The organism is Anaerocolumna sedimenticola (genome assembly GCF_009931695.1).
In the GTDB taxonomy this organism is placed as follows: Bacteria; Bacillota; Clostridia; order Lachnospirales; family Lachnospiraceae; genus Anaerocolumna; species Anaerocolumna sedimenticola.
Genome location: NZ_CP048000.1, coordinates 5,192,402 through 5,204,877, shown reverse-complemented (window position 1 = coordinate 5,204,877; position 12,476 = coordinate 5,192,402). Strand labels below are relative to the sequence as shown.

7 protein-coding genes and 1 pseudogene are annotated in these 12,476 nt (G+C 38.5%); all 8 read left to right on the top strand.

The features are described from left to right. The first annotated feature begins 64 nt into the window (after positions 1-64). The 8 genes and pseudogenes from Ana3638_RS23160 (at position 65) to Ana3638_RS23125 (ending at position 12,336) form a co-directional block, all read left to right on the top strand. Positions 65-841, top strand: a complete 777-nt coding sequence (locus Ana3638_RS23160) for an SDR family oxidoreductase (RefSeq protein WP_161840143.1) — start codon at positions 65-67, stop codon at positions 839-841. A gap of 86 nt (positions 842-927) precedes the next feature. Further along, positions 928-2,604 carry a ribulokinase gene (gene araB / locus Ana3638_RS23155; protein WP_161840142.1) on the top strand — a complete coding sequence of 559 codons (1,677 nt, stop codon included), beginning with the start codon at positions 928-930 and terminating at the stop codon, positions 2,602-2,604. Between the two features lie 439 nt (positions 2,605-3,043). Next, the gene (locus Ana3638_RS23150) at positions 3,044-4,147 is read left to right on the top strand and encodes a sugar ABC transporter substrate-binding protein (RefSeq protein WP_161840141.1); all 1,104 of its coding nucleotides are present in this window, start codon (positions 3,044-3,046) and stop codon (positions 4,145-4,147) included. Further along, positions 4,123-5,916 (top strand): sensor histidine kinase, encoded by a 1,794-nt coding sequence (locus Ana3638_RS23145; RefSeq protein ID WP_161840140.1) that lies wholly within the window; start codon positions 4,123-4,125, stop codon positions 5,914-5,916. The genes Ana3638_RS23150 and Ana3638_RS23145 overlap by 25 nt, the downstream gene beginning before the upstream one ends. A gap of 1 nt (position 5,917) precedes the next feature. Beyond that, on the top strand, positions 5,918-7,594 hold the full coding sequence (locus Ana3638_RS23140) for a sensor histidine kinase (RefSeq protein WP_161840139.1): 1,677 nt from the start codon (positions 5,918-5,920) through the stop codon (positions 7,592-7,594). A 3-nt stretch (positions 7,595-7,597) separates the two neighbouring features. Then, on the top strand, positions 7,598-9,253 hold the full coding sequence (locus tag Ana3638_RS23135; RefSeq protein ID WP_161840138.1) for a response regulator: 1,656 nt from the start codon (positions 7,598-7,600) through the stop codon (positions 9,251-9,253). Between the two features lie 144 nt (positions 9,254-9,397). Continuing rightward, positions 9,398-9,847 (top strand): annotated as a pseudogene (gene msrB, locus Ana3638_RS23130) (peptide-methionine (R)-S-oxide reductase MsrB); the annotation flags it as partial. A 479-nt stretch (positions 9,848-10,326) separates the two neighbouring features. Next, positions 10,327-12,336 carry an elongation factor G gene (locus Ana3638_RS23125; protein ID WP_161840136.1) on the top strand — a complete coding sequence of 670 codons (2,010 nt, stop codon included), beginning with the start codon at positions 10,327-10,329 and terminating at the stop codon, positions 12,334-12,336. Positions 12,337-12,476: the final 140 nt, after the last annotated feature.

Below are 12,476 nucleotides of genomic sequence, written 5' to 3'. Positions count from 1 at the left end.
GATTGTTAAGCAGCGGTAACTGAACAGTTATAAATAAAATTTTAAATAAAAGGAGAATGTACATATGGGAATAATGGAAAGAATGCGTTTGGATGGCAAAGTAGCATTTGTAACAGGCGGAGCAAGAGGTATCGGTAAAGCCATCGCTGAAGCTGTTGCAGAAGCAGGAAGTCATGTGGCAATTGTTGATGTAGACATCGATGAAGCAGTCAAAACTTCGAAAGAAATCGAACGTTCAACGGGAGTAAAGACAGTTGCAATTAAAACAGATGTTACGAATCAGGCTGATGTGGATCAAATGATAGAGGTAATATTAAAAGAGTTCGGCAAATTGGATGTAGCTTTTTGTAACGCAGGTATCTGTATGAATATTCCTGCGGAAGAGATGACACTTGACCAGTTTAAGAAAGTTATCGATATCAACTTAACCGGTGTATTTTTAACTTCCCAGGCAGCTGCTAAAGTGATGTTAAAACAAGGCAAAGGATCAATTATAAATACGGCTTCCATGTCAGGCCATATTGTCAATGTACCTCAGCCGCAATGTTCCTACAATGCTTCAAAAGCGGGTGTTATACAACTGACCAAATCCATGGCTATAGAATTTGCGAAACGGGGTGTCAGAGTTAACAGCATCAGCCCCGGATATATCGGAACAGAGCTTACACTGAATTCCCCGAATCTCAGGCCTTTGATTGAGAAATGGAACGATATGGCACCTCTTGGCAGAATGGGACGCCCGGATGAACTTCAGGCAATAGCGGTTTATTTGGCAGGTGACACCAGTGACTTTACAACCGGATCTGACTTTATTATTGACGGAGCTTTCACCTGTTTCTAAAAATGCTACCTATTAGGACTCGAGAAACTATTTACTTTTCGAATATGCCATACAATTGTTACTCGATAAAATAGAGGAGGATCTTGATGAAAAAATATACCATCGGTATCGATTATGGTACCTTATCCGGGCGAGCAGTATTAGTGGATGTTGAAAACGGAGAAGAGATTTGTTTTTCCGTGTCAGAATATAAGCACGGAGTCATTGACGAATATTTACCGGGGTCAACAAAACGTCTGGCTCCTGAAACTGCATTGCAACACCCGGAGGATTATCTGGATGTATTAAGAACAGCAGTACCTGAAGTGCTGAAAATGGGTAATGTCACTAAAGAACAGGTAATCGGAATCGGTGTTGACTTTACTTCCTGTACCGTACTTCCGGTAGACAAAAACGGGACACCGTTATGCTTTTTGGAAGAATATAAAAACAGGCCCCATGCTTATGTCAAACTGTGGAAACATCATGCTGCCCAAGGGCAGGCAGACAGGTTTAATGAAGTTGCCCATGAAAGAAAAGAGAAATTTATGGGCCGATACGGTGACAGAATGTCTTCTGAGTGGGTGGTTCCCAAAGCAATGCAGATACTTAAGGAAGATGAAGAAATCTATCAGGTTATGGACCGCTTCATAGAAGCAGGGGACTGGATTGTCTGGATGCTTATCGGAGAAGAAAAGCGCAGTTTATGCCAGGCAGGATATAAAGCAGTGTGGTCTAAGAAAGACGGGTATCCTAATAAGGACTTCTTTACGGCATTAGATCCCAGAATGACAAATTTTACAGAAGAAAAATTAAGTACGGATATTTATGCAACAACTGATTGTGCCGGGTATCTAAATGGATATGGAGTCCAATTAACAGGACTTTTGGAAGGGACACCGGTGGCAGTAGCGAATATTGACGCCCATGTTGCCCTGCCTGCCGTTAGAATTACAAAACCCGGTAAAATGCTTATGATTATGGGTACCAGTACCTGCCATATCATGATGAGTAAGGAAGAACATTTTATCCCTGGAGTCGGCGGTGTCGTGGAAGACGGAGTGGTTCCCGGTTACTATGCATATGAGGCAGGTCAGGCCTGTGTCGGTGACCATTTTGACTGGTTTGTTAAAAACTGTGTGCCGGGTGATTATGAGAAAGAGGCGGCAGATAAAGGTATGGGCATCCATAGGCTTCTTGAAGAAAAGGTAAAAGACCAGCTTCCGGGAGAAAGCGGTCTAATCGCTTTAGATTGGTGGAACGGAAACCGCAGTATTTTAACCGATGCAGATTTAAGCGGAATGCTGTTAGGAGCAACCCTGCATACAAAACCGGAAGAAATCTACCGTGCTTTGATTGAAGCAACCGCTTATGGCACAAGGATTATTATAGAAGCTTTCGAAGAAAACGGTGTACCTATTGAGGAACTTTATGCAGCAGGAGGTATTGCACAGAAAAATGAGATGATGATGCAGATTTATGCAGATGTGACCAATAAAGAAATCCGCATCTCTTCCTCAAAACAGGCACCTGCCCTTGGAGCCGCATTGTTTGGAGCTGTAGCTGCCGGTACGGCAAGGGGTGGATACGATACCATTGAGGAAGCGTCACAACAAATGTCAAGGCTGCAAGATAAGGTTTACTCACCAAATGCCGACCATGTGAAACGATATGACAGATTGTTTCAGGAATATAAGATTTTGCATGATTATTTCGGTAAAGGCGAAAATGATGTTATGAAACGGCTTAAAGTAATTAAGAGTGATGCTATGAGAATAGTGTGAAAAAGAAATTGTTTTGCAATTTCTTTGGACATATGATAATAAAACCAGAGGGGCTTTATTATCATATTTCTCCTGATTATCCTGCAACATTTGCGACGTTGAATCAAAACTTGAAGTTTATTATCAATAATTTGCAATATCTCCTTGGGATGTCTAAGCTGATTGGGCATCCCAATTTTATAAAAGTATAGTTCGTTAACGTTTTTAATTCAGACAAAATATGATATAATGGATATAGTTTAACCCACCAGTAAATCCCCTAATTATCAAGCATAAATAACGGTATAAGTAAAAGGGCGGGGCTGATTTGCCGGTTGGAAATGGGAACCAATGAAAAAAACCTGCGTAGCAGGTATAAAATAGAGTTTGTAGCACAGAGGAACAGAGAATATCTGTTTTTACAGCGTAATATGGTAAACCGTTTGTGGAAGGGGATAAAATGTTTCGCAGTAAGATACTTATATGTGTAATATTATGTTTGACTTTTGTTTCATCCTGTACCAGGCTAAATTCCGGCAGTAAGGTTCTAAAAAATGAAACTGCTGCAAATGAAAAACCTGTTGTGATAGCATTTGCCCATAAGAGTTTTAATTCCTACTTTTATACCATTATGAACGAAGCGGTTAAAAAAGCAGTTGAAGAACGAGGCTGGGTTTTTGAAAGCTCGGTTGCTGATTATGATCCAATGAGACAAAATCAGCAGATCATAAATTTTATTGAACAGAAACCGGATGCGATTATTACTACCGCAATTGACAGTATATCCATAGAGGAAGCGATTCACAGGGGAAATGATGCGGGTATACCCATGTGTACCATTGATACCAATGCAGTTGGCGGTAAGTTGGCAATTGATGTTAGCTTTGACAATTACAAAGCCGGACAAATGGCGGCAAGAGCCATTGTTGAACAGCTGATTAAAAAATACGGGGAGGCGAAAGGAACTGTTTTTAATGCTTATGGGGAATTAAGCAGTAATGCCTGGAGGCTTCGGAAAGAAGGTTTTGAGTCGGTAATCGATCAATATCCGGGTATAACCTACCTGCCAAGAGCAACGGAGGGAAGGCCTGAGTTAGTGAAAGAAGAACTGCTAAAAGTTTTTAAAGCAGGGTTAAAGATAGACGCGGTTCATGCTTCCAGTGAGCATCCGGGCAGGGGATTGGTGGAGGCCCTGGAAGAATCCAACCATTGGGTTCCCTTTTGGGAGGACGGGCATATCATTCTTGTAACCATTGATGCAGAACCCTACTTTGTGGACCTCATTAATAAAGGATACGCAGATAGTGCAGTTGCCCAGGATGTAATAGCTTACGGTAATATAACGGTGGATCTGTTAGCATCCTATGTTTTGGCCGGTAAACCTATTCCGGAAGGTAAATACTACAGTGAAGACACCTATTGGCAGGTCTGTGATATCAGCATTACAGATAATCAGGCTAAAGTAACGATACCGCCTTATATCATTAATGCAGATAACAGTAATGACCACAGGCAGTGGGCATACGTTGCGGAAAAGTTATGGGGGTTTCAATACAGCAAATAGATGAAGCAGTACCGCAGGTCCGCCTGCAGGATGCATTGGGAGATGGAATGATTAACAGATATCTAGGCAGGATAAAAGAATTGAGTCTGAATAAACTCTACAGGTACAGTATATACAGACGTCTGATCTGGTGTTTTATTTGCGTGTTTGTTTTACCTATACTCCTGATTGGCGGTTATAATGCCGTGTTTTCTTTTGCAAATAACGAACGCGAAGCAAAGGCTTTTTTGAAAGAATCGTCCGCACAGATTGCCAACAATATTTCTTATTATATGTTTTCCCATATGAATTTACTGGAAGAGGTTGCGACAAATCCTGAGATTATTAATGATCTTATGATATATAAATATGTGGACTGGAACAAAAAAAGTGATATTGAAAACCACATACGGCTGGTTCTTGGAAGTACATTCGGGGCAAGCGGCGCTATCAATGCCTGTGAGATGATTTCACTTAACAATACTTATTTCTACTATCCGTCACCGGTGTCAAACGGTAATTTTGCAACCAGTAAGTTATTGTCTGAAGAGGCAAAGAGAGTACTTATGACGGTAAGTTTCAAGGAGGTCCCCAGTGACCGTAACAGTTACGTTATACTGACACGAGGGATATACGGCAATGATGATATCTGCGTCGGAAATATTGTTGCTGCTTTGGATTTGTCATATTTTAATAAGGTCTGTTATGAAAATGTCACGAACCTTTTAAATGAAGTGATGATTATTGATGAGAACAATATTATTATCAGCGCTTCCAATGAAGAACAGGTAGGATCGACTTTTAACGGAGACAAAATGCTCTCCATATCCATTTCAAAGTCGATTTCAAATACAAATCTGACCATAGTGAATCATATAGCTCTGCAAACACTGCTTAAGTCAGCTTTTATTCAATTTGCAATTACCTTATTTACTGCAGTTCTGCTTGCTGTATTGGCTCTGGTTTTTGCCATATTATTCGCTAAAAGTATAACCGGACCGATCAACCGCTTAATGGAGGAAATGAAAAAAACAGAAGTTAAGAAATTTGTTGAAGATGACGGGGATGATGAATATCATACCGTTATAGAGGGCTTTAACAAAATGAGCGGCAATCTTGTGGAAGCAATTAAACGGCAGTATACCATAAAATTACAGGAAACAAAATTAAGGGAACTTAGAAAAGAAGCTGAGCTTTCTGCTCTCCAGCAGCAGATAAACCCTCATTTTTTATATAACACGCTGGAATCCATCTACTGGAACTGCCAATTGGAAGGGGACGAGGAAATCAGTGAAATTGTCAATGCACTTGGCAATTATTTAAGAGTAATAATCGTAAAAGGGAGGGAGTATGTCACTATTGAAAATGAGGTCGATAGTGTCAATAATTATATCTTTTTGCAAAACAAACGCTTTGGTAACCGAATCATCAATAGCTGGGACGTGTCTTTGTCCCTGCGGAATACGAAAATCATAAAACTAGCCATACATCCTATCGTTGAAGACGTTATCTCTACGAATTTGGATGACATCGAAAGCCAGATTAACATAAACATATCAATTACCGCTAAAGCAGATACAATCAGAGTAGTTATGACAGGTCAGGCTGTGGAATATTTCTTAAGTTTAGCAGATCATTCAGAACTGGATAAAAGGGGTATCAACAGTGTGGATGAAAGACTGACTCTTTATTATGGTGATACTTTTGGTGTTGTTCTGGATAATGAACTGGGAGAAATCAGGGTAACAATGCCGGTATATAAAGACAACGGAAGTGAAGGTAAAAAGTGATATGGATAGATTTGTTAAAGTCTTAAGGAAAATTTCTATACGCAGACGCCTTGCTTATGCATTTATTGTTCTATGTGTTATCCCTATCTCTGTTATGATTATTATCAATGCGTTTTTTGAATTCCTTTATTCTAACGATAATTTGAAAAGCAATTATGAAAACTTTGCCTATGAATCCAATATCAGGGTTAATGACATGTTTGAACAGCTGGAATTGAAATTTAAGTATCTGAAAGAGAATAATGATATTTTAACGGACTTGTATTTGTATGCAACAACACCAAAATATCAGACGGACGGGGTAACCAACCGGATTGAAAATACCATAGCGAGCATTATGTCCACCCAAGGCGAGATAGACTATACCTCCATTTTCTTTGAGGACGGCACCTCATTCATATATAAAAAGACGTTAATCGATATGGAGAAAATCAGAAGCCGGTTAAAAGACGGTCTGGAATGGTATTATCTTGATTACGGCAAAAAACCTGCATTATGCCGTACTGAGAACGTTGAGATCGATTATACAAGCGGTCTTAAAGCAAGGTATGTTGTTTTGATTAATCTTGAGGAAATCGAAAATATACTTAACAATGCCGTAGGATCATCAAAACAAAAGATAGCTATTACCGACGGCAAAGGGAGAATTGTTGCTGGTTCCAGGTTCGGTAAATCAGATTTGGTTTATGAGGTAGTTGCACCGATTTCAGATACCGGCCTTCATGTGGTAAATACTTTTACCGGTAAGAAATACGATCTGCACGGGCTGATAACAACGATTTTACTTTTTTTACTGGTATTGGTAACATCCGGCGCCGTCATTTATTTAGTAAATGAAAGTATTAAGATTCCTTTGAACCGTTTACTTGGCCGAATCGAGCAGACGAACGAAGAAGATGTGTTAGTTTTGAAAGAGGAGGGTATTAATACGGAATCAAAGGATGAGCACGAGATTTTAAATAACGTATTTACTTCCATGCTGAACCGGTTAAATGAAGTGTTGGAGGAGACTTATATAACGAAGATTAATGAAACTGAACTCAGAACAAGAATAAAGGAACTTGAGTTAGTGGCCTTACAACAGAGAATTAATCCCCACTTCTTATACAATTTACTGGACAATGTTTTTTGGATGGCACAAATGAAAAATTATGAGGAAATTGGAGAAATGGTATCAGCACTTGGTGAATTTTTTAAGACCAGCGTATCGGAAAAAGGTGCATTCGTAACGATCAATACGGAGATTGAAAATGTCAAAAGTTATGTATGCCTGCAAAAAATCATGCATAAGAATCAGTTTATTGAGGAGTGGAACATAGATCCGGATATTGTACATTATAAAACAGTTAAGCTTATTCTTCAGCCTGTTATAGAAAATTGCATCGTTCATGGTTTTGAGGGAATGGAGGGAGGAGGTATCATCCGTTTAACCGGAAAAAAAGAATTAAATACCATTGTATTTGAGATTGAGGATAACGGCAAGGGTATGGAAAAGGATGTGTGTGAAAAAATAAGGCAGAAGATGAACAGTGCTATTCTCGGAATAGGGGATAGTATTGGTATGAGAAACGTGAATCAGAGGATAAAGATATACTTTGGCGAACCTTATGGTATAAATATTAAATCCCAAATAAAGGAAGGTACCACAGTGAGTCTGTGTATCCCGATTAAGGAGTGATATATGTATAGATTAATGGTCGTAGAAGATGAAGATATGATACGTAAAGGAATAGTAAACAGTATTCCCTGGCAGTCTTTAGGATTCATAGTCGCAGCAGAAAGTGCAAACGGAAAAGATGCTTTGGAACAACTTAAGAAAAACCCGGTGGATGTTTTGCTGACAGATATTAAAATGCCTATTATGGGGGGAACAGAACTGTCAAAAAAAGCAAGGGAGTTATACCCTGATATTGAGATTATTATCTTAAGCGGATTCGCTGATTTTGAATACGCACGCCAGGCGATTGGATTCAGGGCTTTCGATTATCTGTTAAAACCTACCAACAAGAAAAAACTGCTGGATGCCTTTACCGCATTAAAGGAAAGTATGGATGAAAAGCGGGAAATAAAAGAGGAAATATTTTACAGTAATCTGTATATCAGTGCGGGTTATGAAACCATGCGAAATGAATTTCTCCAGTCCATGTTAGAGGGAGATACCAGTCTGTTCAATGGTTTTGATGAGAAAGCCGCTTCTTTGGAATTGGATTTTTCAGGACATTATTTTACCGCGGCTACGATAAAGTTAGACAGAAACAGTATTTTTAAAGAATTGGAATCGTCCTGGGCAACAGACAAGCGGCTGCTTACTTTCTCCTACAGAAATATTTTAAAAGAGGAATTAAGTAATGTGGATAATGCTTATTATATCGTGAAAGATTATGATACCATTGATTTTGTGTTCTGTTTTACCTCCATAGAGAAACAAAAAACACAGATGATTCCATGTCTGGAAAGTATCAGTGAAAATATTCAAAACTGTCTCTTTAAGCGTGTAAAAGTGCCGTATACCATAGGGATTGGTTTAAGTTATCCCTCCATTCATCATATATCAAAATCATATAATCAGGCAAAAAGGTCAATTCAGAATAGTTTTTATCTGGGAGACAAAAAAGTCCAGGTCTATCAGGACAATAATGAGTCAAAATATGAGCAGAATTTTATAAGGTTTTATCCGGAGGAGATGGAGCATGTTGCGGTCTCAATCAGTACCGGAAATTATATTGAAACGAAAAAATATCTGACCTCCATATTCCGGGTGCTTATGGAGCAGAACCTGCTGCCGGAAATCGTTAAAAATTACTGTATCGCCCTTAAATTGATGGTTCAATCCAAGATTACAAACAGTTATGAAGGAATGGAGAAAATTATCGGTGATGAGTATAATGATTTCGTGAAAGAAGCCTTAAATGTCAAGGAGCTTGAAACTTATATCGTGAGTGTTATGGTGGCACTGGCAAAAGAGATTGATCAATCAGTTGATCCCCTTGAAATCAAAGAGCAGCATAAGGTAATGGATAAGGCGAAGTCATATATAGCGGCACACTTAAGCGAAAAAATCACTTTAAAGATGATAAGTGAGTATGTTTATCTATCAGAAACCTATTTCAGCTTTCTGTTCAAAAAAATTACCGGAGTAACCTATATCGATTATATTCAGAAACTTCGTATGCAGGAAGCAAAAAAACTGCTGGTTAATACGAATTATAAAGTTTATAAAGTAGCTGAATTGATTGGATATAGTGATTACAAATATTTTTCGGTCCAATTTAAGAAGTATGTAGCTTTGACACCGAAAGAATACCGGAATCAGGGAAGAATGGAAGCGGAGCTGTGACAGCGGAAGTACCCCTTAATAATTATTCCTGAAACTTGGAAGAGACATTGACACAATTTAAAGTATAGTGATAAGTGTGAGTAAATCTCCTGTAATCGGTAATAACTAGATATTATTAAATCAATAGAAAGAAGTGTAATACTTATGAAGGAAAATAAATATCCGAAAAAATCAAAAGAAGAATTAGAAACAAGTTTAACAAAAATACAGTATGAAGTAACTCAGCACAATGCTACGGAGCGGCCTTTTCAAAATGAATATTTTAAAGAGTTCAGAAAAGGGATATATGTGGATGTTACTACTGGGGAACCGCTTTTTGTATCTAGTGATAAATTTGAATCCGGTTGCGGATGGCCTAGTTTTTCTAAGCCGATTGATGAAAATATTATAGTAGAAGTTACGGATTACAGCCATGGCATGAAACGTACGGAAGTAAGAAGCAAAGCTGGAGATTCACATCTGGGGCATGTATTTGAGGATGGACCGGTTGAAATGGGTGGATTGAGGTACTGTATCAATAGTGCATCACTCAGATTCATACCGAAAGAAGATATGGAGAAGGAAGGTTATGGTGATTTTCTCGATTCGATTTAAAAGCAGAGATTCAAAACAGAGGCTGCAAAATACTCTTGTATGATAAAGAGAATCGAAGTATATGAAAGAATAACCTTAATGTTGGAATCATATGTAAATTATGGTTGACAAATCTTTGATTCTGTTGTATTTTAATTAATATAAAAAATAAAAAGGAGGCTGAAATATGCGCAAGCTTAATTTAATTGAGAACAGAATAATAAAGATGCAATCAGCCGACCTTGGTATTCATGCAAAATCTGTTATAAGATAAAGCAGTGTAACGGATTTTTAGATTTTATATCTGAACTTTAACCACAGTCGAAAACTGTGGTTTTTTATCGTATAGGAAATTACGTCCTATACGATAAAAAAGCCCTCTGGGCAGGAAGCACACCTCGCGGAAAGGGAATATATTGCTACGCAATCCGCTCGGGTGCGAAAGTGTCAGCACGCTGACACTTTGTTCCGCTTATTTTTAGAAAAAAACATGAGAATCCATGTCAGGCAACCCGCCCGTTCTCATAAGGGAAGCTGCTGATTACCTGTATAAAACAAAGCGAAAGATAAATTTTTCGCAAATACAACCGGCACTTAATACTTGCAGGTCAGGGAAAGAATGGGTGATCATGATGAAAAAATTAAATATCGGTATTATGGCACATGTTGATGCTGGAAAGACTACGGTAACGGAAGGATTCCTGTTTCACAGCGGTGTTAAAAATTCTATGGGAAATGTGGATAACGGTACAACAACCACTGATTCTATGAAACTGGAAAAACAGCGGGGAATGACAATCCGTTCCGCTACGGTATCTTTTATGATTGGTGAAACTAAAATTAATCTTATTGATACACCGGGGCATATGGACTTTATTGCAGAAGTAGAAAGAGCTCTGTCAGTACTTGACGGAGTAATTCTTGTTATCTCTGCAAAGGAGGGTGTCCAACCGCAGACACGTGCCATTTTTCATAAAATACAGCAGATGAAGATTCCTGCTATCTTTTTTATCAATAAAATTGACCGTTTGGGTGTCAATACGGAAGAAGTATATGAACAGATTAAATTACAGCTTACGAACGATTTTTTATTAATGCAGAAAGTAATCTATGAGTATGATGGAACAGGTCAAACGTTCCGTATTTCTGAAAGAAGTTACCAGGAGCAGGATTTTATGGAGCAGGTAATTGTTATGTCCGAAAAGCTGCTGGAAAAATATATGAATAATGATAAGATTACGAAAGAAGATTATGATAATGTAATTCGAAGCAGAAATCATTACGGAAAGCTTTATCCGGTTTATCACGGAACCGCCCTTAAGGATATTGGGATTCTTGAATTGATGGAGGCTGTCAGTAAGTGGTTTATGCCAAAGGAAAATAAGAACACCGCACTTTCTGCTTATATCTATAAAGTATTATTTGATGAGCATAACCACAAGCTTTTTTATATTCGAATCTATTCGGGTCAACTGTCTGTCAGAATGCGCACAAATGTTGAGAAAGATAAAAGTGAGATTATAATCCGAAATCTGTTTGAGACCAAGAATGGTAAACTTCTGCCGGTGGATTCAGTGGAAGCCGGTGATGTGGCTGTGCTTATGGATGCAAAAGAATTAGTATGCGGTGACTGGATCGGAGTGAAAACAAAGCTGCATGCCTTTTCACAGACGGAACCTCTATTAAAGGTCGGAGTAAGGCCTGTGCCTGCCATAAACAGGCGCGAACTGCTGGAAGCATTACAGATACTTACCATGGAAGATCCTTATCTGGATTTAAATATAGACGAAGAAACAGAGGAAATACAGTTAAAACTATTCGGAAACTTGCAGAAAGAAATATTACAAATGCTGCTAAAGGAGAGATTCCATCTTGATACGGAATTTGACAGTGTTACGACTGTAAAGAAAGATAAACCTCTGGATAAAATAACCTGTATCGTACCTATTTTTGAGGAGGGTAATCTGTTACAGGCAGGAGTGGGTCTTACCTTGGAACCCTTAGTGGAGGGCAGTGGTTTTCAATATGAAACAAAGGTTTCTTTCGGAAATCTGGCCAAATCTTTTCAGAATGGCGTAAGAGAAGGAGTGGAGAAAGGAATCAGGAAGGGACTTTACGGTGAGGTAGTAGACACTAAGGTAACCTTTATGGATTATGGCTACAGCAGTGTCACAAGTACACCGGCAGATTTTCGAAGACTGGCGGAAAAAGTGGTATATCAGGCATTAAGGGAAATCGGTACGAAAACTATGGAACCGGTTATGAAATATACCTTAACGGCACCCCAGGGATATGAAAAGAAAGTCATATCGGAACTGGTCCGGATGAATGCCTCTATGGAAGAGACGGAATATACACAATCTGAAATGATTATCAAAGGTAAGGTGACCCTTGAAGCCTGTAAAGATTTTGCAACACAGCTTTTTACCATTACAGAAGGAAGAGGTATTTTCGAAACTTCTTTCTGGCAATATCGGAATGTGGTAACTGATTGTAAAAATTTAAATTAGCAAATCTTGCAGGAAATACTAAGAAATAGTCATATTCTAATCTATTCTTTCATAGAATAATTATGAACAAGCAAAAGGTTAATTGCTGAAATTGTTTTAGAACATTATAAGATTTTGTAAAAGGGTATCTATCTGGTCTT

What these genes read in the sequence shown, in the direction of transcription:
- Ana3638_RS23160 (WP_161840143.1), top strand. Translation starts at nt 65, where the DNA reads ATGGGAATAATGGAAAGAATGCGTTTGGATGGCAAAGTAGCATTTGTA.
- Ana3638_RS23140 (WP_161840139.1), top strand. Translation starts at nt 5,918, where the DNA reads ATGGATAGATTTGTTAAAGTCTTAAGGAAAATTTCTATACGCAGACGC.
- Ana3638_RS23135 (WP_161840138.1), top strand. Translation starts at nt 7,598, where the DNA reads ATGTATAGATTAATGGTCGTAGAAGATGAAGATATGATACGTAAAGGA.
- araB (WP_161840142.1), top strand. Translation starts at nt 928, where the DNA reads ATGAAAAAATATACCATCGGTATCGATTATGGTACCTTATCCGGGCGA.
- Ana3638_RS23150 (WP_161840141.1), top strand. Translation starts at nt 3,044, where the DNA reads ATGTTTCGCAGTAAGATACTTATATGTGTAATATTATGTTTGACTTTT.
- Ana3638_RS23145 (WP_161840140.1), top strand. Translation starts at nt 4,123, where the DNA reads ATGGGGGTTTCAATACAGCAAATAGATGAAGCAGTACCGCAGGTCCGC.
- Ana3638_RS23125 (WP_161840136.1), top strand. Translation starts at nt 10,327, where the DNA reads ATGTCAGGCAACCCGCCCGTTCTCATAAGGGAAGCTGCTGATTACCTG.